Consider the following 20793-nt stretch of genomic DNA (forward strand, 5'->3'; position numbering starts at 1 on the left):
GCAGTCGAAACGAGGATGGAGCAGCACATGGCAGCGGGCACGGAGACGGGCGCGGAAGAGGCGGCCCTCGGCTACGAGCAGGCGCGGGACGAGCTGATCGAGGTCGTCCGGCGCCTCGAGGCGGGCGGGACGTCCCTGGAGGAGTCCCTGGCGCTCTGGGAGCGCGGCGAGGAACTGGCGAAGGTGTGCCGGCTCCGCCTGGAGGGCGCGCGGGCCCGGCTCGACGCCTCACTGGCGGCGGAAGCGGCCGCGGAGGACGAGGGCGGCGACGAGTAGGGGCGCCCGGGCCCCGCACGCACCCCGGCCCGCACACGCCCGGCCCCCGCACACACCCCGGGCCCGCACACACCCCGGGCCCGCACGCGCCGCGGGCCCGCACGCGCCGCGGGCCCGCACGCGCCGCGGGCCCGCACCCTGGCCCCGCACAGGCGCCCACCCTGCTCGCACCCCCGGCCCCACACAGGCCCCGGCATGTAGACTCGCAGTGAAGCGGATCACTATCCGGATGGATTAGTTGAAGTTTCATCAATCCAGCCGTACTGTCGAGACATCGCTTGAACGTTGAACGAGCGAACCCCCTTGCAGTCCGGAAGGTACGCAGCATGTCTCTCGCCCTTGACGCCGTCGCCCAGGACCTCCTCTTCCGTGAGGCCCGCACCGCCAACACGTTCACCGACGAGCCGGTGACCGACGAGCAGGTCCAGGCGATCTACGACCTGGTGAAGTACGGCCCGACCGCCTTCAACCAGACCCCGCTGCGCATCACCCTGGTCCGCTCCCCCGAGGCCCGCGAGCGCCTCGTGAAGCACATGGCCGAGGGCAACGCGGCCAAGACCGCCGCCGCTCCGCTGGTCGCGATCCTCTCCGCCGACAACGAGTTCCACGAGGACCTCCCGGCCCTGCTCCCGCACTTCCCGCAGGCCAAGGACATGTTCTTCTCCGAGCGCCCGGTCCGCGAGGGCTCCGCGCTGCTGAACGCCGCCCTCCAGGCCGCGTACTTCATCGTGGGCGTCCGCGCCGCCGGCCTGGCCGCCGGCCCGATGACCGGTCTCGACTTCGCCGGCGTCCAGAAGGAGTTCCTGGACGACGACCACACCCCGCTGATGGTCGTCAACATCGGCAAGCCGGGCGAGGACGCCTGGTTCCCGCGCTCCCCGCGCCTCTCCTACGACGAGGTCGTCACCACCGTCTGAGTGGTACGCACGGCGAAGGGCCCCGCACTCCATGAGTGCGGGGCCCTTCCCGTACGCCGTGCGCCCGGGAACCCGGCTCAGACCTTCTTCGACTGCAACGAGCCGGCCATCTCCGCCAGCCGCTCGAAGGACGCCGTGCCGGTCACCACGGTCGTCGCGCCGCCGTCCGTACGGACGAGCGCGTCGTACTTCGGGCCCTCCCAGCGCTGCCAGACATGGCCGGCCACCGTCTGGGTCTTCCCGGTGTCCTTCGCCTTCAGGGTCACCTCGGGCACGAACTTCCCCGGCTCCGCCGTCGACTGGTTGACCGCCACGTACTGGGTGTCCGGGGTGAGGAAGCCGAGCTGCCAGGCGTTGCCCTGCTCGCGCTTGTAGGAGACGACCGTCGCCTTCCAGCCCTCGCCGAGGCCCTCGGGGGCCAGCACCGGGTACGGCGCCGCCCGCTGGGCCGTCAGGAGCTCGACCCGGTAGTCCTTCGCCTTGACCGGCTCCGCGTGTTCGTCGTGCGGGATGAAGAGATACATCACGCCCGCGGCGACCATGATCACCCCGAGGGACTGGAACATCCCGCGTACCGTCTGCCTGCCTCGCATACCTGCCACGCCCACCATGGTCGCATCATGGTGCCGTGCTCATACGTGGGCCCCTCTGCTCATTTTGTCGACGTACCGATAGAGTCGCATCACCCTCTTTTTTCCGGCCGTCGTCGTACAGAAAGGTGCGTTCCGATGACCGAGCACCACCACCTTCCGCCCGAGCTTGTCGTTTCCCCCGAGGCCCCCGACCGCAACCTCGCCCTCGAGCTGGTCCGCGTCACCGAGGCCGCCGCCATGGCCGCCGGCCGCTGGGTCGGTCGCGGCGACAAGATCGGCGCGGACGGGGCGGCGGTCAACGCCATGCGTACCCTGATCTCCACCGTCTCGATGAACGGCGTCGTCGTCATCGGCGAGGGCGAGAAGGACGAAGCCCCGATGCTCTTCAACGGCGAGCACGTCGGCGACGGCACCGGCGCCGAGGTCGACATCGCGGTCGACCCGATCGACGGCACCACGCTCAACGCCAAGGGCATGCCGAACGCGATCGCCGTCCTGGCCGCCGCCGACCGCGGCACCATGTTCGACCCGTCCGCGGTCTTCTACATGGACAAGCTGGTCACCGGCCCCGAGGCCGCCGACTTCGTCGACATCAACGCCCCCGTCTCGGTCAACATCCGCCGGGTCGCCAAGGCGAAGAACTCCTCCCCCGAGGACATCACCGTCGTCATCCTGGACCGGCCCCGCCACGAGGGCATCGTCAAGGAGATCCGCGAGACCGGCGCCCGGATCAAGTTCATCTCGGACGGCGACGTCGCCGGCTCGATCATGGCCGTCCGCGAGGGCACCGGCGTCGACATGCTCATGGGCATCGGCGGCACGCCCGAGGGCATCATCTCCGCCTGCGCCATCAAGTGCCTCGGCGGCGTGATCCAGGGCAAGCTGTGGCCGAAGGACGACGCCGAGCGCCAGAAGGCGCTGGACGCGGGCCACGACCTCGACCGCGTGCTCTCCACGAACGACCTGGTCAGCGGCGACAACGTGTTCTTCGTCGCGACCGGCATCACCGACGGCGAGCTGCTCCGCGGCGTGCGCTACCGCGCCGAGACGGCGACCACCCAGTCGCTGGTCATGCGCTCGAAGTCCGGCACGATCCGCCAGATCGACTCGACGCACCGGCTCTCGAAGCTGCGCGCGTACAGCGCGATCGACTTCGACCGCGCGAAGTAACGCTTCGGCGCGACGGTACGAAGAGGGGCGCCCCCATGTGCGGTGGGGGCGCCCCTTCTCGTACGGGCGCGGGGGAAGGTCTCCGCGGTCCCGTCAGCCCGCCTGGGCGATCCGCTCGGTCACTGCCGCCTTCCGCAGCTCCACCTCACGCCGCCGGCGCCGGGCGAGGACGACGCGGCGCTCGGCCGCCGTGAGCCCGCCCCACACCCCGTACGGCTCGGGCTGGAGCAGTGCGTGCTCCCGGCACTCGACCATCACCGGACAGCGCGCGCAGACCCGCTTGGCCGCCTCCTCGCGGGCGAGCCGCGCGGCGGTCGGCTCCTTGGAGGGCGCGAAGAAGAGCCCGGCCTCGTCCCGGCGGCACACCGCCTCCGCGTGCCATGGACCGGCCTCGTCCTCCCGGGCAGGGGCGCGCTGAGGGGGTACGGCGGCGACCTGGAGGGGCTGATGCGGCAGTTGCAGCACGGTCTACTCCTGACGACGGCTTCGCGAGCGAGCGGCGATGCACCAGCCCTACCCGCTGTGCGCGTGCCTATGCACTGCGTGCCCCGCCGTTCCGCACTGCGGATACCCGAGGGCGAATTCCGGTCACCTCCGGACGGCAGCCCATCGGAGCGTCGGCCTCGCTCCGGGCGGTCCCGTGAGCGTCAGTGTCCGAGGTTCTTCTTCAGCTTGCCCTGGAGGTCGGTGATCCACTTGCCGCGCTTGGGTCTGGCCTCGACGTTCCCGAAGACCGAGTAGCCGTTGATCACGACGACGGGGGCCTGCGGGTCGACGCCTTCCAGGGTCACGACCTCGAAGTTCCCGAAGATGCCGGTGCCGCTGCCGCGCAGGCTGATGTTCTCCGGGACGCGCACCTCGACGTTCCCGAAGATCGAGGTGGCGTTGATGGTGGTGAGGCGCTGGGCGAAGATCGACTCGGTCAGGTCGATCTCGATGTTCCCGAAGAGCGCGAAGGCGTTCGTGCGGCGGCTGACCCGCCAGCGGCCCTTGCGGGTCGTGCTGGAGAAGATCGCCACGAGGTTGTCCGCGGGGCCCTCGGCGTCGTCGGGTCCGTACGTGACGGCCGCCGGTGCGGTGTCGCGGGTGGTGCGGGCACCCGGCAGGTCGCGGACGATCGGCTCCAGTTCGCCCACGGTCTTGGCCCGGTAGACCGCGTCGATCCGGTCCGAGTGCTCCTCGGCGTCGAGCCGCCCTTCGGCCAGGGCGTCCCCGAGGATGTCCGCGATCCGGTCCCGGTCCGCGTCGGAGGCCCGCAGCGAGCCCCGCGGATCGGCGAGGGCCGGCTCGGCGGGGGAGGTGGTGGCGGGGGCGACCGGGCGCTGCGGCTGCGGCTGCTTCTCGGGTTCGGGCTGCTTTTCGAGGTCCACGGAGTCAGCGTAGCGACACGCGATAGATCGCGACCAGAGGGAACACCCCGGTCCCGTCCCCTAGGGGACACCCCAGGGGAGCCGCACGGGACGCGCCAGGAGATGCCCCCGAGATGCCCCCCGGGGGGCGCCCGGCGAGGCTCCCGATCGCGCCGTTCCGGCGTGGTCCGCGCCCCTAGTGAGCCTTACCTCACAGGATCCGGGCCGCGCCCGCGTCTTACGCTGGACGGTGCGTCGCCAACGGAGGCGGCGCTGCTGTCTGCCGAGTGAGGAATGGCCGCCGTCATGCCTGAGTTTGCGTACTCCGATCTGCTCCCCCTGGGAGAGGACACCACGCCCTACCGCCTGGTGACCTCCGAAGGTGTCTCCACCTTCGAGGCCGACGGGCGTACGTTCCTCAAGGTCGAGCCCGAGGCGCTGCGCAAGCTCGCCGCCGAGGCCATCCACGACATCCAGCACTTCCTGCGCCCGGCCCACCTGGCCCAGCTGCGCCGGATCATCGACGACCCGGAGGCGTCGGGCAACGACAAGTTCGTCGCGCTCGACCTCCTCAAGAACGCGAACATCGCCGCCGCCGGCGTGCTGCCGATGTGCCAGGACACCGGCACCGCGATCGTCATGGGCAAGCGCGGCCAGAACGTCCTGACCTCCGGCCGCGACGAGGAGGCCCTGTCCAAGGGCGTCTACGACGCGTACACCAAGCTGAACCTGCGCTACTCGCAGATGGCCCCGGTGACCATGTGGGAGGAGAAGAACACCGGCTCGAACCTGCCCGCGCAGATCGAGCTGTACGCGACGGACGGCGGCGCGTACAAGTTCCTCTTCATGGCCAAGGGCGGCGGCTCGGCCAACAAGTCCTTCCTCTACCAGGAGACCAAGGCCGTCCTGAACGAGGCCTCCATGATGAAGTTCCTGGAGGAGAAGATCCGTTCGCTCGGCACGGCGGCCTGCCCGCCGTACCACCTGGCGATCGTCGTCGGCGGCACCAGCGCCGAGTTCGCGCTCAAGACCGCGAAGTACGCCTCCGCGCACTACCTGGACGAGCTGCCCACCGAGGGCTCGGCCGAGACCGGCCACGGCTTCCGCGACAAGGAGCTGGAGGAGAAGGTCTTCGAGCTGACGCAGAAGATCGGCATCGGCGCGCAGTTCGGCGGCAAGTACTTCTGCCACGACGTCCGCGTCGTCCGCCTCCCCCGCCACGGCGCCTCGCTGCCCGTCGCGATCGCCGTGTCCTGCTCGGCCGACCGCCAGGCCGTCGCGAAGATCACCGCCGAGGGCGTCTTCCTGGAGCAGCTGGAGACCGACCCGGCGCGCTTCCTGCCGGAGACGACCGAGGAGCACCTGGCCACGGACGAGGACGTCGTGAAGATCGACCTCAACCAGCCGATGGACGAGATCCTCGCCGAGCTGACCAAGTACCCGGTCAAGACCCGTCTCTCCCTCAGCGGCCCGCTGGTCGTGGCGCGCGACATCGCGCACGCCAAGATCAAGGAGCGCCTGGACGCGGGCGAGGAGATGCCGCAGTACCTGAAGGACCACCCGGTGTACTACGCGGGTCCCGCGAAGACCCCCGAGGGCTACGCCTCCGGCTCCTTCGGCCCGACGACGGCCGGCCGCATGGACTCGTACGTGGAGCAGTTCCAGGCGGCGGGCGGCTCGAAGGTCATGCTGGCCAAGGGCAACCGGAGCAAGCAGGTCACGGACGCGTGCGGCTCGCACGGCGGCTTCTACCTCGGTTCGATCGGCGGCCCGGCGGCGCGTCTCGCGCAGGACTGCATCAAGAAGGTCGAGGTCGTCGAGTACGAGGAGCTCGGCATGGAGGCGGTCTGGAAGATCGAGGTCGAGGACTTCCCGGCGTTCATCGTCGTCGACGACAAGGGCAACGACTTCTTCCAGAACCCGGCGCCCGAGCCGACCTTCACGCACATCCCGGTGCGTCAGGGTTCGCAGCTCTCGTAAGGCCTCCCGCGGTTCAGGCGGAGCCCCTCGGTCCGGTCCGGACCGAGGGGCTCCGGCGTTCCCGGGGTCGCCCCTGTTGTCGATCTTCGCTCAGAAAGTGGCTACCGACCGGTAGCCCTCTCGTCACCTACTGGCCAGTATGGGTCGCGAGCATGTCAATCACTGAGCCGGTTCGACCCACTCGGGAGCCCCCCATGCCCTCCGTGCCCTCCGCCAAGGCCACCGCCACGGCCGCCACCGCCCTCGGCCTGACGGCCCTCCTCGTCGTCGGTGCGGCGCCCGCCGCCTCCGCCGCCGACCCGGACACCCACCTCACCTCGGCCGCGGCCCTCGCGCACGTCGACTACACGACCTGGCGCCACGACGTGGCGGCCGTGGTCGCCGAGGCCCGCCCGTACATCGAGGCCCGCGCCGAGAACGCCGGCCGCGAGAAGCAGGCCATCGTCCTCGACATCGACAACAGCTCCCTGGAGACGGACTTCCACCCGTTCTGGGAGCTGCCGACCCCGGCGATCGCGGACGTGCGCGCGCTCGTCAACGACGCCCACGCGCGCGGGGTGGCCGTCTTCTTCGTCACCGCCCGGCCGGGGATCATCTACTCCCTGACGGACTGGAACCTGAAGAAGGCCGGATACCCGGTCGACGGCCTCTACGTGCGCTCGCTCCCCGACCTGTTCGGCGAGGTCAGCGCGTACAAGACCGAGAAGCGCGCCGAGATCGAGGCCAAGGGCTACACGATCATCGCGAACATCGGCAACAACACGACCGATCTCGTCGGCGGCCACGCCGAACGCGCCTTCAAGCTCCCGGACTACGGCGGCAAGCTGTCGTAACGGGCTCACCTCGTGGTGACGTGGAACTCCATCCGCGAGTAGTCCCCGTCGGGGGTCGTACTCACGTATCCACGCGCCTGCGTGAAGTCGCCGGTGCCTCCGGTGATGGCGACGTCGTAGGCGGCCGGGGCCGCGTTCGAGATGTCGAAGGTGACGAGGGCCTGGGCGGTGAGCTGTCCGCCCGGTCCGCCGTTCAGGACGAAGGTGCCCACGCAGTTCACATCGGCCTGGTCACCGGAGACGCGCACCACGGCGCATGTCACGCCGTCGCGGCCGACCTTGTTGCCGCCCTTGGTCTTGTACAGGTCGTCGGCGGTCGTGAAGACGTCCCCGACCTTGGGTGGCGGCCCGCTCGAGTCGGTCCCCGGGCCGGGGACCTCCTTGGCGTAGAGCGTGAACTCGAACCCGTCACCGCTGTCGGCGTGGGCCGGGGCGGTGACGGCCGCGAAGGAGACGGCCGCGACCGTACAGGCGCAGAGCGCGCCGATCCTCCTGAAGCTGCGGGTCATGTCCTGCCTCCCGTGGGATGGGGTCCCCCTCGGCACGCTTCACATTGTGCGGCGATCACCGCCGTCTCGCCCGTTCGGAGCAATCCGGGGCCGCCCGGTCGGGGATCATGGCGCCATGCCAGAGAGAGCACGAGCGATACGCACGGCCGTCCCCGCCCTGGTGGCGTCCGGGCTGCTGCTGACCGCCTGCGGTACGACCCCGAAGCCCGACGCCCCGGCGGCGGGGGCCTCGCGGAAGACCACCGCCCCGGCCCCCGCCGCCGAGGCCGCGGCCACGCTCGGCGGCGCCGGGACGGCCTGTGCGCTGCCCGTCTCCTTCGCGCTCGCGGAGGGCTGGGAACCGAAGGCGGTCAAGGACCCCGAGAACCCCGAGTTCGCCGCGCTCACCCGGCAGGGCCCGGCCGTCGTGCGCTGCGAGGTCGACGCCAAGCCGGCGGGGAACATCGGCTACCTGCGGGTGTGGACCGCCCCGAAGGGCCCGGCCCGGGCGGCGCTCGAAGGCTTCGTACGGGCGGAGAAGGGGAGTTCGGCCGTCACCTACCGGGAGACGAAGGCAGGCGCGCTGCCCGCGACCGAGGTGACGTACACCGTCCAGGACAAGGAGGAGCGGGCCTTCGCCGTCGCCACTCCGAAGGGGACGGTCATCGTCCATCTCGGCGGGCTCGACACCGAGGAGCACCGGGCGATGCTCCCGGCGTACGAGCTGGCGAGGACCACGACGAAGACGCCCTGAGCATGACCGAGGCCCCCGTCCCGCACCGGACGAGGGCCTCGGCGTTCCTGGGGTGGCCCTACACGAACTTCTGGTTCGCGGAGCCGTCGCAGTTCTGGAGCCGGATCGGCTCCTTCGCCGCGCTCTGGGTGAGGCAGAGGCCGGTCGCGGCGGCGGGGCGGACGGTCGCGCCGTCACGGACGAACTTCTGGTTGGCGGCGCCGCTGCAGTTCCAGATGATGAGCGCCTTGCCGGCCTGGTAGGCGGCGCCGGGCACGTCCAGGCAGCGGTCCTGGGTGAGCTGGGTGTGGAGGGTCTGCCGGGCGGAGTCGTACCACCAGCCCTGGTTGCGGCCGCCGTGGCAGTCCCAGCCGAGGACGCCGGTGCCGTTGGCGGACTCGGCCGCGTTGACGTCCAGGCAGTTGCCGGTCGCCTGGTTCTTCAGCGGCTTGTACGCGTCGTCCCAGGCGACCGGGAAGAGCGTCGGGGTGCCGGAGGAGTTGACGTCGGCGCAGCTCGCCTCGCGCAGACCCGAGTTGTAGATCTGGGTCAGGCAGGACGCGAAGGCGCCGTGGCCGCTCCTGTTGGGGTGGAAGGACTGGCGTACGGAGTTCTCGTCGAGGCCGCCGGGCTTGGAGAGGTCGATGTAGAGGCCCCGGGCCCAGGTGTCCTCCATGCAGACCTCGTGGCCGTTGAAGAGCCGCGAGTTGTCGAGGAAGACGGCGCCGGTGTCGGCGGCGACCGTGCGCATGCCGCGCTCGAAGGCGGGGACGGCGCTGTTGCGGCCCCACTTGGTGTCGGAGTCGTAGCCCATGCCGCCGCAGGCGAGCTTGCCCGGGAAGTTCGGGTTGTCGTAGAAGTCGGGGCCGATCGGGCTGGGGTAGCCCATGACGACGAGCTTGTAGTCGCCGTCGGCGTATCCGGCGTCGCGCATGACGGTCTTCAGGTCGCGGACGGTCTGCTCGACCTTGGGGACGAGCGCGTCGACGCGGGCCTGCCAGCCGGGGGCGTACTTGGGCTCGCAGGTGCCCTGGCTGAGGACGAAGCGCTGGACGCAGTCGGTCATGACCGGTCCGAACTGCAGGTCGTCGTTGGCGCCGGCGACGAGCAGGACCATCTTGATCCGGGTGTTGCGGGCCTTGACGGCGAGGTTGTCGCTCTGGACGAGCTCGTCGGCGTACTGCTTGGAGCCGCCGATCCGGATGTTGCCGGTGTACGCGCCGGAGCAGGCCACGTTGAACGTGAGGTCCGCGGGGATTCCGGTGCGGTGGATGGCGGCGTCCGGGGAGCGGTGGCACCAGTTGGTCGGCCCGTTGGTGGGCGACTCGTACGTGCCGACGCCCTCGCCGGAGATCTCGCTGTCACCGAGCGAGATCAGGCCGGTCTTGCGCTGGGCGAGCGGGCGCTCCTCGGGGCTGCCGTAGATCCTGGTCGCCTCGGCGGCCCGGATCGCCTCCAGCTCGGGAGAGAGCGGTACGGAGGTGATTCCGGCCGCGGTGCTCGTGTCGACCGCGCCGGCGGGGGCGGCTGCGGTCATGCTGCCGAGGGCCGCCGCGGCGGCGGCGACGGCCGCGACGGGCCAGCGGAGTCTGGACCTGGTGCGCTTCACTGCGCCTCCTGGAAGTGGGGTTACCCACGGTTTTTACTGGCCGGTACGCGCCTTGGGAATACATCGAACAAGACAAGTGCTCATCTTTTTCGGAGAGTTCAGAGAGGCTGATGAACATGAACGACGTCGACGGCTACCGGATCGAACACGACTCCATGGGCGAGGTGCGGGTCCCCGCGCACGCCAAGTGGCGGGCCCAGACCCAGCGCGCCGTGGAGAACTTCCCGGTCTCCGGCCAGCGCCTGGAGCGCGCCCACATCGAGGCCCTGGCCCGGATCAAGGCGGCCGCCGCCGAGGTCAACGCCGAGCTCGGGGTGATCGACAAGGACCGCGCGGAGGCGATCGTCTCGGCGGCCGGAGAGGTCGCCGAGGGGCGCTGGGACGAGCACTTCCCGGTGGACGTCTTCCAGACCGGCTCGGGCACCTCGTCCAACATGAACACCAACGAGGTGATCGCCACCCTCGCCACCGAGCGGCTCCCCGAGGGCCGCGAGGTCCACCCCAACGACCACGTCAACGCCTCGCAGTCCTCGAACGACGTCTTCCCCTCCTCCATCCACATCGCGGCCACCGCCGCCGTCACCCGCGACCTGATCCCCGCCCTCGACCACCTGGCCGCCTCCCTTGAGCGAAAATCAGCCGAATTCGCGTCGGTCGTGAAGTCCGGCCGTACGCACCTGATGGACGCCACCCCGGTCACCCTGGGCCAGGAGTTCGGCGGTTACGCGGCCCAGGTCCGGTACGGCGCCGAGCGGCTGCGCGCCGCCCTCCCCCGGCTCGCGGAACTCCCCCTCGGCGGCACGGCGGTGGGCACCGGCATCAACACCCCGGCCGGCTTCTCCGCGGCCGTCATCGCCGAGGTCGCCCGCGCGACCGGACTGCCGCTGACCGAGGCCCGCGACCACTTCGAGGCCCAGGGCGCCCGCGACGGCCTGGTGGAGACGTCCGGCCAGCTCAGGACCATCGCGATCTCCCTCACCAAGATCGCCAACGATCTGCGCTGGATGGCCAGCGGCCCCCGCACCGGCCTCGCCGAGATCAACCTCCCCGACCTCCAGCCCGGCTCCTCGATCATGCCCGGCAAGGTGAACCCGGTGATCCCCGAGGCGGTCCTCATGGTCGCCGCGCAGGTGACCGGAAACGACACCACGGTGGCGGTGGCGGGCGCGGCCGGGAACTTCGAGCTCAACGTGATGCTGCCGGTGATGGCGAAGAACCTCCTGGAGTCCGTACGGCTCCTCGCCAACGCCTCCCGGCTGCTCGCCGACCGCACGGTCGACGGGATCACCGCGAACGTGGAGCGCGCCCGCGAGTACGCCGAGTCCTCGCCGTCCGTGGTCACCCCGCTGAACAAGTACATCGGCTACGAGGAGGCCGCCAAGGTCGCCAAGAAGTCCCTCGCCGAGCGGAAGACCATCCGCGAGGTGGTCCTGGAGTCCGGCTACGTCGAGCGGGGCGACCTCACCGTCGAGCAGCTGGACGAGGCGCTGGACGTGCTGCGGATGACGCGCCCGTAGGACGGGCGCACCCGCCGGTGACCGGCCGGTGGCGACCGGCCGGTAGCCGATTCCTCCATGACCGGTAGCCGACGTCTCCGTGATCTGTGCCGCAGCGGTCGTGGGAGCGCGCCCCTAAGATCTGCGCATGACAGGATCGGGCGGCTCACAGCACTGGGCGCCGGGGGATCACATCCTCTGGCGCTACCGCGGCAACGGCACCGGCGCGGTGCACATCTGCCGGCCGGTGACGGTCGTGCAGGACACGCCCGAGCTGCTCGCGGTCTGGATGGCGCCCGGCACCGAGTGCGTCCGACCCGTCCTCGCCGACGGCACGTCCGTCCACGACGAGCCGCTCGCCACCCGCTACACCGCCCCGCGCACCACCGAGCGCGCGCGCTGGGCCGGCAGCGGCGTCCTCAAGCTGGCGCGGCCCGGCGAGCCGTGGTCGGTGTGGCTGTTCTGGGAGCGCGGCTGGCGCTTCCGCAGCTGGTACGTGAACCTGGAGGAGCCGCGGACCCGCTGGTCCGGCGGCATCGACTCCGAGGACCACTTCCTCGACATCTCCGTCTACCCCGACCGCAGCTGGCTCTGGCGGGACGAGGACGAGTTCGCGCAGGCCCAGCGGTCCGGCCTGATGAGCGCGGTACAGGCCGCCGGGGTGCGTGCGGCCGGGGAGCGCGCGGTGGAGCGGATCAAGGCGTGGGGGACGCCGTTCGCGGACCGCTGGGAGGACTGGCGGCCCGATCCGGGATGGCCGGTTCCGGAACTTCCGGCGGACTGGGATCGCACTCCGGCGCACACGGCGCCGTGAGACCCTTGATGCGCCCCAGGGGTTCAAACGTAGGATCGTCCTCCGCACGGCAGAGACGGACCGGACACCACGTCAGACCGACCGACCAGCACGTCAACGACTCAGCACAGCACAGGACCTGACCAGAAGTCATCCAGAGGGGGAGAGCAGTGCCGGACGTGTGCCCGGGTGTTGCGCCCCCTGCCGTTGCCGCAGCTCGCGGAACGTCCAGATCCGCTGCGTACGAGGGGTTTATCCCCCGCGAAGGCGCGGCATCGGCGAGAAGAGCGAGTGCATCGCACCACCGGCCCGGACGGACGGAATCCCACGCGTGACGGAGCATCCCACCTCCCACGAAGGCCGGCAGCCCCTGGCTGCCCGGTCGCAGGAACGCGCGCGCCCTCGCCAGGAGGCGGCGGCCGGCCTGCCCTCCGACGCGCCGGGCGGCCCGGCGGCCCCCGCGACCCCGGGCCCCGACGTTCCCGCGCAGCCCGCGGGACCGGCTCCCGCGGGCACGGGCACCTCCGGCGGCACGGGCCACCCCGACACGGCGGGCGGCACGGACCACCCGAGCACCGCGGACGTCACGGGCCACCCCGGCACGCCCGGCGTGCCCGGATCCTCCGCCGGTACGGGTCACCCCGGCGCCCCCGGTGCCGTCGCGGTCGCCGTCTCCCCGCAGCGGCCGGGCGGCGAGGCCCGCGGCGGGGACGGCTCCGCCCGGCGCGAGGGCGACCGGCTGCGGTTCGTCGGCGCCGCGACCCGGCGCATCGCGCGCGGCATCGACCTGGACGAGATCGTCCTCGGCCTGTGCCGGGCCACCGTGCCGACCTTCTCCGACGAGATCCTGGTCTACCTCCGCGACCCGCTCCCGGTGGGCGACGAGCGCCCGGTGGCGCCGTTCGTGCTGCGGCTGCGCCGTACCGACCGGCTGCGGTTAAGCGATCTGGAGGGCGAGGAGCTCGTCCTCGTACCCGATCCGGATCCGACCCCCGCGGCCGAACTCTGCGAGGTGCGGTCCGGCGGGGCGCTGGCCGAGGTGCTGCGCGGGGTGCGGCCGGTCTTCGGCGACTCCGCGGCCGCGAAGACGGCGCTGGCCGAGCTGCTCGGCCCCGAGCACCCGCTGCCCGGCGGGCTGCGGGCGGTCCTCGCGCCGCTGCGCGGCCGGCGCCGGGTGATCGGCGCCGCCGTGTTCCTGCGCCGCCCCGAGCGGGCCGGCTTCGAGCCGAACGACCTGCTCGTCGCGGCCCAGCTGGCCACGCACACCGCGCTCGGCATCGACAAGGCCGTGCTGTACGGCCGCGAGGCGTACATCGCGGACGAGCTCCAGCGGACGATGCTGCCGGACTCGCTGCCGCAGCCGACCGGCGTCAAGCTGGCCTCGCGCTACCTCCCGGCGGCCGAGACGGCCCGCGTCGGCGGCGACTGGTACGACGCGATCCCGCTGCCCGGCAGCAGGGTCGCCCTGGTCGTCGGCGACGTCATGGGCCACTCCATGACCTCGGCGGCGATCATGGGCCAGCTGCGCACGACCGCGCAGACCCTGGCCGGGCTCGACCTGCCCCCGCAGGAGGTCCTGCACCACCTGGACGAGCAGGCGCAGCGCCTCGGCGAGAACCGCATGGCGACCTGCATGTACGCGGTGTACGACCCGGTCTCGCACCGGATCACCGTCGCCAACGCCGGCCATCCGCCGCCGATACTGCTCCACCTGGGCGGCCGCGCCGAGGTGCTGCGGGTGCCGCCCGGCGCCCCCATCGGGGTCGGCGGGGTGGACTTCGAGGCGGTCGAGCTGGACGCCCCGGCGGGCGCCACGCTGCTGCTCTACACGGACGGTCTCGTCGAGTCCCGGCTGCGGGACGTGTGGACGGGCATCGAGCAGCTGCGGGAGCGCCTGGCGGCGACCGCGCAGCTGACGGGCCCGGACCACTCGCCGCCCCTGGAGGCGCTCTGCGACGACGTCCTCGACATGCTGGGCCCCGGCGACCGGGACGACGACATCGCGCTGCTCGCGGCCCGGTTCGACGGGATCGCGCCGAGCGACGTGGCGTACTGGTTCCTGGAGCCGGAGGACGCGGCACCGGGGCGGGCCCGGCGGCTCGCCCGGCGGGCGCTGGCCCGCTGGGACCTGGAGGAGCTGACGGACTCGGTCGAGCTGCTGATCAGCGAGGTCGTGACGAACGCCGTGCGGTACGCGGAGCGGCCGGTGACGCTGCGGCTGCTCCGGACGGACGTGCTGCGCTGCGAGGTCGGCGACGACTCCCCGCAGCTGCCCCGGCAGCGGCGGGCGCGGGACACGGACGAGGGCGGGCGCGGTCTCTTCCTGGTGAACCGGCTGGCCCGGCGGTGGGGGGCGACCCGGCTTTCGGGCGGCAAGGTGGTCTGGTTCGAGCTGTCCACCCGTACCTGAGCCCGTACCGTACGGCCGAAGGCCGGACCCCCTCTCGGGGTCCGGCCTTCGGTCGTGTCGTCAGCGCGGCGGGCGGGTGGTGCTGTTGAGGCCCGGGTCGCCGCCGGCGTCCGGCGGCTGGATCGACGTCGGCGGGGCCGTCGGCTCCTGGGTCGCCGTCGGCTCCTGGGTGGGCGGCGGCGTGGTGGCGGGGTCGGTCGTCGTCGGCGGCGGCGTGGTGGCCGTCGTGGTCGGCGGGGCCGTCGGCTCCCGGGTCTCCGTCGGCTCGTCGCTGGGCTCCTCCGTCGGGGCCTCGGTGGTCGCCGTCGGGTCCGGCGCCGTGCCGTCCGAGGAGCCGCCCTCGGTCTCCAGGTCGAAGCTCGCGTCCGAGCCGCCGTTCAGCGCGCGCTCGGTGTAGTCGCCCCAGATCTGGGCGGGCGTGCGGCCACCGTTGGCGCGGCCGGGGTTGATGGTGTCGGTGAGGGTGACCTGGTTGCCCTTCTCGTCCTCGCCGAAGAGGCCGACGGCGGTGACGAGCTCGGGGGTGTAGCCGACGAACCAGGCGGAGCGGTTGTTCTCGGAGGTGCCGGTCTTGCCGGCGGCCTCGTAGTCGCCGGCGGCGCGGAAGCCGGAGCCGCTCCGTACGACGCCCGTCATGGCCTGGGTGGCGGTGTCGGCGGCCTCGCGGCTGATGACCTGGTCGCCGATCGGCTGGGCGCCCTTGACCGTGCGGTCCTTGTGCTCGGCGGTCTTCACCAGGGTCGGGGTGACCTTCTTGCCGTGGTTGTCGAGCGTGGCGTAGGCGCCGGCCATGTCCATGGTCGAGGCGCCCATGGTGCCGAGCGAGATGGCGGGGGTCTCGGGGAAGCCCGCCCCGTCCTTCATGCCGATCGCGAGGGCGGTCTTCTTGGCCTTGGCCGGGGTGACGTCGACGATCATCTGGGCGTAGACCGAGTTGATCGAGCTGTTGGTGGCCTTCTGGACGGTGACGGGGCCGTAGCTCTCGTCGTCCTCGTTCTCCGGCGCGAAGTCGATGGCGCTGCCGACGACCGGCCGCTTGCTGGTGCCGTCGTAGATCGTGCCGAGGCCGATCTGCCGCCCGTCCTGGGTGGTCGCGCGGTTGTCGACGGCGGAGGCGAGGACGATCGGCTTGAAGGTGGAGGCGGGCTGGTAGTCGCGGCGGGTCGCGTTGGACATCCAGTGCTCGGTGGCGCCGACGCCGCCGTACAGCGCGACGACCGCGCCGGTCTTCGGGTCGACGGAGGTGGCGCCGGCCTGGACGGTGGCCTGCTTCTTGTCGCCCTTGCGGTCGAGCTTGGCCTCCAGCTGCTTGTCGACCGCTTTGACGAGGTCCTTCTGCTTCTTCTCGTCGATGTTGAGGGTGATCGTCCAGCCGCCGGCCTTGATGTCCTCCTCGCTGACGCCCTGGCGCATCAGCTCCTGGTTGGCGGCCTCGACGATGTAGCCGGTCTGGCCCTCCATGCCAGGGGCGGGCTTGGGCTTCTGCGGGACGGGGAACTTCATGCCGGCGCGCTCGGAGGGGCTGAGCCAGCCCTCTCCGACCATGTTGTCGAGGACGTAGTTCCAGCGGTCCTCGACGAGCTTGCGGCCGGTGGTGGTCGCGGAGGTCCAGTCGTACTGGTTGGGCGCCTGGAGCAGCGAGGCGAGGTAGGCGCCCTGGGCGGTGGTGAGCTTGGTGGCGTCGACGCCGTAGTACGAGCGGGCGGCGGCCTGGATGCCGTAGGCGGAGCGGCCGTAGTAGCTCGTGTTCATGTAGCCGGCGAGGATGTCGCTCTTGTTCATCTTCCGGTCGACCTTGAGGGCGATGACCATTTCCTTGAGCTTGCGGGTCGCCGTCTGGTCCTGGCTCAGGAAGTAGTTCTTGACGTACTGCTGGGTGATCGTCGAGCCGCCCTGCTTGCCCTTGCCGGTGATCGTGTTCCAGGCGGCGCGGGTGGTGCCCTTGATGTCGACGCCGTTGTCCTTGTAGAAGGTCTTGTTCTCGGCGGCGACGAAGGCCTTCTGGACCGGCAGCGGGATCTTGTCGAGGCCGACGATCTCACGGTTGATCTTGCCGGTGCGGGCGAGGATCTTGCCGTTGGAGTACTTGTAGATGTTGCTCTGCATCGTCGCCTCGGCGTTGGCCGACGGCACCGGGACCAGCAGGTAGACGATGTAGAGGGCACCCATGCCGAGCATGCAGAACACGATGAAGGTGCCCAGGATCTTCTTCCAGGTGAAGAGGCGCCGTATGCCGCGCTTCTTCGCCTTTCCCTTGTCCGGTCGGCCCATGTGTCCAGTCGCTCCGCTCGTCTTGTGTCCGGCGCCCTCGGCGCTGAGCCCGTCCACGCCGGATCAGCTCAGCAAGTCAGCTAACACCGACGAGGCGGACAAAGGACAACCGATCACGTCTTTTCCGGACGTGAGAATCAGCACCCACGTCCAGAGGAACCGACGCTCGTACGGACCGGATGGTTGCGTGAGGGACCGATTCCGCTTAGTCACACCCGGCCGCACCCTCGGCTATACATCACGCGTATACACACCGTGTACAGTTGCTTTCATGTCCATCGGTCACACCCTCCTCGGGCTCCTGGAGTCCGGACCGCGCCACGGCTACGACCTCAAGCGCACCTTCGACGAGAAGTTCGGCCAGGACCGGCCGCTCCACTACGGCCAGGTCTACTCGACCATGTCCCGGCTCCTGAAGAACGGCCTCGTGGTCGTCGACGGCATCGAGGCCGGCGGCGGCCCGGAGCGGAAGCGGTACGCGATCACCGAGGCCGGCATCACCGATGTCGCCCAGTGGCTCGCCACCCCCGAGAAGCCCGAGCCGTACCTCCAGTCCACGCTCTACACCAAGGTCGTCCTGGCCCTGCTCACCGGCCGCGGCGCCGCCGAGCTCCTCGACACCCAGCGCGCCGAGCACCTGCGCCTGATGCGCGAGCTCACCCGGCGCAAGCGCGACGGCGACCTCGCCGACCAGCTCATCTGCGACCACGCCCTCTTCCACCTGGAGGCGGACCTGCGCTGGCTGGAACTGACGGCCGCCCGCCTCGACGCGCTCGCCGAGGAGATCCGCCGGTGACCTCCGCCCCGCTCCTCGGCGCGACCGGCCTCGACAAGGCCTACGGTCCGACCCCGGCCCTCGCCGGCGCCGACTTCACCCTCCGCGCCGGCGAGGTCGTCGCCGTCATGGGCCCCTCCGGCTCCGGCAAGTCGACGCTCCTCCACTGCCTGGCCGGAATCGTGCGCCCCGACGCCGGCACCATCACCTACGACGGACGCGAACTCACCGCGCTCTCCGACGGCGCGCGCAGCGCCCTGCGCCGCACCGACTTCGGCTTCGTCTTCCAGTTCGGCCAGCTCGTCCCCGAGCTGACCTGCGTCGAGAACGTCGCCCTCCCGCTCCGCCTGAACGGCGAGAAGCGCAAGGCCGCCGAGGCCAGGGCCGCCGAGTGGCTCGCCCGCCTGGAGGTCGACGACCTCGCCGGCAAGCGCCCCGGCGAGATATCCGGCGGCCAGGGCCAGCGCGTCGCCGTCGCCCGCGCCCTCGTCACCGCCCCGCGCGTGATCTTCGCCGACGAGCCGACCGGCGCCCTCGACTCCCTCAACGGCGAGCGGGTCATGCGGCTCCTCACCGACGCCTCCCGGGACACCGGCGCCGCCGTCGTCCTCGTCACCCACGAGGCCCGGGTCGCCGCGTACTCCGACCGCGAGGTCGTCGTCCGGGACGGTTCGGTACGGGACACGGAGTGGGCCGCATGAGCCTCGGCACCTGGGCCCGCGACCTGACGCTCGGCGCCCGGTTCGCGGTCACCGGCGGCCGCTCCGGCCTGCTCCGCACCCTGCTCACCGCGACCGGCGTCGGCTTCGGCGTGGCCCTGCTGCTGCTCGCCGCCTCCTTCCCGAACATGCTCTTCCAGCGGGAGGTGCGGGAGGCGGTCCGCGCCGTCGACGGCAGCGAGCAGGTCACCTCGCCCCGCCCCGACTCCTTTCTCCACCTCGGCCGGACCACCGTCTACCGGGACGACGTCATCAGCGGCCTGCTGCTGCGCCCCGAGGGCGACGCACCTCCGGTCCCACCGGGCGCGTCCTCGTTCCCCGAGGCCGGCGGGATGCTGGTCTCCCCCGCGCTCGGCGAACTGCTCGACTCCCCCGAGGGCGCCCTGCTCAAGAAGCGGCTCCCCTACAAGGTCGTCGGCACGATCGGCCCCGCCGGACTCATCGGCCCCGCCGAACTCCGGTACGTCGCCCACGCCGGCTTCCTGAACGCCGACAACCTCGACGGACGCGGCACGCGCTACGGCTGGTCCGTGCCCGAGGAACCGATGAACGCGTTCCTGATCCTCCTCGTCGTCGTCGCCTGCGTCGTCCTGCTCCTGCCCGTGCTCGTCTTCATCGCGACCGCCGTCCGCTTCGGCGGCGAGCAGCGCGACCGGCGCCTCGCCGCGCTCCGGCTCATCGGCGCGGACACCGCCATGACCCGGCGGATCGCCGCCGGCGAGTCCCTCGCGAGCGCGCTCCTCGGCCTCCTCGTGGGCCTCGGACTCTTCGCGGCGGCCCGGCAGTTCGCGGGTGCCTTCACCATCTGGGACGTCAACGCCTACCCCGCCGACGTCGTACCGATGACCGGCCTCGCCGTGCTCGTCCTCGCCGTAGTCCCGGTCGCCTCGGTCGTGGTCACCCTCTTCGCCCTGCGCGGCGTGGTGATCGAACCCCTCGGCGTCGTCCGGACCTCCACCCCGCGCCGCCGCCGGCTGTGGTGGCGACTGCTGCTCCTCGCGGCCGGCACCGCCTTCCTCGTCCCGCTCATCGGCGACGTACAGGTGAACCAGACCAGCATCGACAGCGTCGGTGTCGTGGCCGGCACGACGCTCGTCCTGATCGGCCTCACCACGCTCCTGCCGTGGCTCGTCGAAGCGGGCGTCAAGCGACTGCACGGCGGTCCCGTGGCCTGGCAGCTCGCCGTCCGCAGGCTCCAGCTGAGCAGCGGCACGGCGGCCCGCGCGGTCAGCGGCATCGTCGTCGCGGCGACCGGTGCGATCGCCCTCCAGATGCTCTTCCAGGCGATGGAGAACCAGTTCACCCAGTACAGCGGCGAGGACACCTCGCGCGCCCAGATCGCACTCGGCTTCGACGCCGGGAACGCGGACGACGCCCGCGGGATGATCGACCGCGTCCGGCGGACCGAGGGCGTCAGCGGCGTGATCGGCGTCGTCGAGTCGCGCGTGTGGCGGCCCGGTCCCCTCAAGCAGGGCGAGGAGTTCTCGCCGATGGTCTCGCTGCGGGTCGGCGACTGCGTCTCCCTCGGGGAGTTCGCCACGCTGCCCTCCTGCACCGACGGCGACGTCTTCGTGTTCCTCGCGCACGGCAAGCAGGGCAACCCGGACGACTCCTTCGTCACCAAGGCCGTCCGGCCCGGCGCCGCGGTGGCCCTGAGCGACCCGCACCCGCACCCGAGCGCCCCGAAGCGTACGAAGGGCGCGCCGGCGCAGTGGCGCGTCCCCGCCGACGCCAGGATCGTCGACTCCCGCCCGGACCCGACGGGCATGTACGAGTACGGCGTCCTCGCCACCCCGAAGGCGCTCGCCGGAGCCGTCCTCGACGAGCCCGACGCCCAGGTCATGGTCCGCCTCGACCCGGCCGTGCCCGACGCCGCCGACCTCGTACGGAACACGGCGGACGCCATCGACCCGACGGCCTGGGTGCGCACCCTCAAGGACACCGAGCGCGACGCGGCCTTCTCCAGCGTCCGCACCGGCATCCTGGTCGGCTCCACCCTCACGATGCTCCTGGTGGCGGCCTCGCTCCTGGTCGCGACCCTGGAGCAGCTCAGGGACCGCAAGCGGCTGCTCTCCTCGCTCGTCGCCTTCGGCACCCGGCGCTCGACCCTGAGCTGGTCGGTGCTGTGGCAGACGGCGGTGCCGATCCTCCTCGGCCTCGCCCTCGCCGTGGCGGGCGGCCTCGGCCTGGGCGTCGTCCTGCTGAAGATGGGCGACCAGCAGGTCCAGGACTGGTGGGGCTTCCTGCCCGTCGTCGGGATCGGCCTCGGTCTGATCGCGGCGGTGACGCTGCTGAGCATGCCGGTGCTGTGGCGGCTGATGCGGGCGGACGGGCTGAGGACGGAGTAACCCGTCGATCGCGCGTACGAGGGAGGGCGGCGG

The 20793-nt window shown here is 71.5% G+C and carries 18 protein-coding genes; 12 read left to right on the top strand and 6 right to left on the bottom strand.

The features are described from left to right. Positions 1–27: 27 nt before the first annotated feature. Both ACFYX3_RS01640 and ACFYX3_RS01645 read left to right on the top strand, forming a co-directional pair. Positions 28–276 (top strand): exodeoxyribonuclease VII small subunit, encoded by a 249-nt coding sequence (locus tag ACFYX3_RS01640; RefSeq protein WP_389007065.1) that lies wholly within the window; start codon positions 28–30, stop codon positions 274–276. 326 nt (positions 277–602) lie between these two features. After that, positions 603–1193 carry a malonic semialdehyde reductase gene (locus ACFYX3_RS01645; RefSeq protein ID WP_359506927.1) on the top strand — a complete coding sequence of 197 codons (591 nt, stop codon included), beginning with the start codon at positions 603–605 and terminating at the stop codon, positions 1191–1193. 77 nt (positions 1194–1270) lie between these two features. Here ACFYX3_RS01645 and ACFYX3_RS01650 read toward each other — a convergent pair whose 3' ends face one another. Beyond that, entirely contained in the window at positions 1271–1804 is a 534-nt protein-coding gene (locus tag ACFYX3_RS01650; RefSeq protein ID WP_389007067.1) for a DUF4245 domain-containing protein, read from the bottom strand. Between the two features lie 117 nt (positions 1805–1921). Here ACFYX3_RS01650 and glpX point away from each other — a divergent pair, with 117 nt between their 5' ends. Next, the gene (gene glpX / locus ACFYX3_RS01655) at positions 1922–2956 is read left to right on the top strand and encodes a class II fructose-bisphosphatase (RefSeq protein WP_116159068.1); all 1035 of its coding nucleotides are present in this window, start codon (positions 1922–1924) and stop codon (positions 2954–2956) included. Between the two features lie 93 nt (positions 2957–3049). Here the strand turns inward: glpX and ACFYX3_RS01660 are convergent, their stop codons facing one another. Both ACFYX3_RS01660 and ACFYX3_RS01665 read right to left on the bottom strand, forming a co-directional pair. Next, a complete protein-coding gene (locus ACFYX3_RS01660; protein ID WP_389007070.1) occupies positions 3050–3421 on the bottom strand; it encodes a WhiB family transcriptional regulator in 372 nt (123 codons plus the stop codon). Positions 3422–3603: 182 nt separating this feature from the next. Beyond that, positions 3604–4326: a DUF1707 domain-containing protein gene (locus tag ACFYX3_RS01665; protein ID WP_389007072.1), complete on the bottom strand. Its 723-nt coding sequence runs from the start codon at positions 4324–4326 to the stop codon at positions 3604–3606. Between the two features lie 285 nt (positions 4327–4611). Between ACFYX3_RS01665 and ACFYX3_RS01670 the strand changes: the two genes are divergently transcribed. Continuing rightward, positions 4612–6285, top strand: coding sequence for a fumarate hydratase (locus ACFYX3_RS01670; RefSeq protein ID WP_382660746.1), 1674 nt, complete (start codon positions 4612–4614; stop codon positions 6283–6285). Positions 6286–6479: 194 nt separating this feature from the next. Further along, positions 6480–7118, top strand: a complete 639-nt coding sequence (locus tag ACFYX3_RS01675; RefSeq protein WP_352023719.1) for an HAD family acid phosphatase — start codon at positions 6480–6482, stop codon at positions 7116–7118. A gap of 5 nt (positions 7119–7123) precedes the next feature. Here ACFYX3_RS01675 and ACFYX3_RS01680 read toward each other — a convergent pair whose 3' ends face one another. Beyond that, positions 7124–7627: a hypothetical protein gene (locus ACFYX3_RS01680; RefSeq protein WP_389007075.1), complete on the bottom strand. Its 504-nt coding sequence runs from the start codon at positions 7625–7627 to the stop codon at positions 7124–7126. Between the two features lie 115 nt (positions 7628–7742). Between ACFYX3_RS01680 and ACFYX3_RS01685 the strand changes: the two genes are divergently transcribed. Continuing rightward, the gene (locus tag ACFYX3_RS01685) at positions 7743–8360 is read left to right on the top strand and encodes a lipoprotein (RefSeq protein ID WP_389007077.1); all 618 of its coding nucleotides are present in this window, start codon (positions 7743–7745) and stop codon (positions 8358–8360) included. 58 nt (positions 8361–8418) lie between these two features. Here the strand turns inward: ACFYX3_RS01685 and ACFYX3_RS01690 are convergent, their stop codons facing one another. Continuing rightward, a complete protein-coding gene (locus ACFYX3_RS01690; protein WP_389007079.1) occupies positions 8419–9948 on the bottom strand; it encodes a ricin-type beta-trefoil lectin domain protein in 1530 nt (509 codons plus the stop codon). Positions 9949–10064: 116 nt separating this feature from the next. Here ACFYX3_RS01690 and ACFYX3_RS01695 point away from each other — a divergent pair, with 116 nt between their 5' ends. The 3 genes from ACFYX3_RS01695 (at position 10065) to ACFYX3_RS01705 (ending at position 14647) form a co-directional block, all read left to right on the top strand. After that, positions 10065–11465, top strand: a complete 1401-nt coding sequence (locus ACFYX3_RS01695) for a class II fumarate hydratase (RefSeq protein ID WP_376588230.1) — start codon at positions 10065–10067, stop codon at positions 11463–11465. 127 nt (positions 11466–11592) lie between these two features. Then, entirely contained in the window at positions 11593–12258 is a 666-nt protein-coding gene (locus ACFYX3_RS01700; protein ID WP_382660743.1) for a DUF402 domain-containing protein, read from the top strand. Positions 12259–12568: 310 nt separating this feature from the next. Beyond that, complete coding sequence (locus tag ACFYX3_RS01705) at positions 12569–14647, top strand: SpoIIE family protein phosphatase (RefSeq protein ID WP_389007082.1); 2079 nt, start codon at positions 12569–12571, stop codon at positions 14645–14647. 60 nt (positions 14648–14707) lie between these two features. On the opposite strand, the gene ACFYX3_RS01710 is transcribed toward ACFYX3_RS01705, so the two are convergent. After that, positions 14708–16918, bottom strand: coding sequence for a transglycosylase domain-containing protein (locus ACFYX3_RS01710; RefSeq protein WP_389007084.1), 2211 nt, complete (start codon positions 16916–16918; stop codon positions 14708–14710). Positions 16919–17189: 271 nt separating this feature from the next. Here ACFYX3_RS01710 and ACFYX3_RS01715 point away from each other — a divergent pair, with 271 nt between their 5' ends. The 3 genes from ACFYX3_RS01715 to ACFYX3_RS01725 are packed head-to-tail and all read left to right on the top strand — an operon-like array spanning position 17190 to position 20760. Next, positions 17190–17714: a PadR family transcriptional regulator gene (locus ACFYX3_RS01715; RefSeq protein ID WP_389007086.1), complete on the top strand. Its 525-nt coding sequence runs from the start codon at positions 17190–17192 to the stop codon at positions 17712–17714. Then, positions 17711–18394: an ABC transporter ATP-binding protein gene (locus ACFYX3_RS01720; RefSeq protein WP_382655595.1), complete on the top strand. Its 684-nt coding sequence runs from the start codon at positions 17711–17713 to the stop codon at positions 18392–18394. Before ACFYX3_RS01715 ends, ACFYX3_RS01720 begins: the two co-directional genes overlap by 4 nt. Then, positions 18391–20760: an FtsX-like permease family protein gene (locus ACFYX3_RS01725; protein WP_389007089.1), complete on the top strand. Its 2370-nt coding sequence runs from the start codon at positions 18391–18393 to the stop codon at positions 20758–20760. Before ACFYX3_RS01720 ends, ACFYX3_RS01725 begins: the two co-directional genes overlap by 4 nt. Positions 20761–20793: the final 33 nt, after the last annotated feature.

Source organism: Streptomyces sp. NPDC002463, from assembly GCF_042889835.1.
Classification (GTDB): Bacteria; Actinomycetota; Actinomycetes; order Streptomycetales; family Streptomycetaceae; genus Streptomyces; species Streptomyces nymphaeiformis.

Coding starts and splice junctions, on each gene's coding strand:
- ACFYX3_RS01640 (WP_389007065.1), top strand. CDS start 28: ATGGCAGCGGGCACGGAGACGGGCGCGGAAGAGGCGGCCCTCGGCTAC.
- ACFYX3_RS01645 (WP_359506927.1), top strand. CDS start 603: ATGTCTCTCGCCCTTGACGCCGTCGCCCAGGACCTCCTCTTCCGTGAG.
- ACFYX3_RS01650 (WP_389007067.1), bottom strand. CDS start 1,804: ATGGTGGGCGTGGCAGGTATGCGAGGCAGGCAGACGGTACGCGGGATG.
- glpX (WP_116159068.1), top strand. CDS start 1,922: ATGACCGAGCACCACCACCTTCCGCCCGAGCTTGTCGTTTCCCCCGAG.
- ACFYX3_RS01670 (WP_382660746.1), top strand. CDS start 4,612: ATGCCTGAGTTTGCGTACTCCGATCTGCTCCCCCTGGGAGAGGACACC.
- ACFYX3_RS01675 (WP_352023719.1), top strand. CDS start 6,480: ATGCCCTCCGTGCCCTCCGCCAAGGCCACCGCCACGGCCGCCACCGCC.
- ACFYX3_RS01680 (WP_389007075.1), bottom strand. CDS start 7,627: ATGACCCGCAGCTTCAGGAGGATCGGCGCGCTCTGCGCCTGTACGGTC.
- ACFYX3_RS01685 (WP_389007077.1), top strand. CDS start 7,743: ATGCCAGAGAGAGCACGAGCGATACGCACGGCCGTCCCCGCCCTGGTG.
- ACFYX3_RS01695 (WP_376588230.1), top strand. CDS start 10,065: ATGAACGACGTCGACGGCTACCGGATCGAACACGACTCCATGGGCGAG.
- ACFYX3_RS01700 (WP_382660743.1), top strand. CDS start 11,593: ATGACAGGATCGGGCGGCTCACAGCACTGGGCGCCGGGGGATCACATC.
- ACFYX3_RS01710 (WP_389007084.1), bottom strand. CDS start 16,918: ATGGGCCGACCGGACAAGGGAAAGGCGAAGAAGCGCGGCATACGGCGC.
- ACFYX3_RS01715 (WP_389007086.1), top strand. CDS start 17,190: ATGTCCATCGGTCACACCCTCCTCGGGCTCCTGGAGTCCGGACCGCGC.
- ACFYX3_RS01725 (WP_389007089.1), top strand. CDS start 18,391: ATGAGCCTCGGCACCTGGGCCCGCGACCTGACGCTCGGCGCCCGGTTC.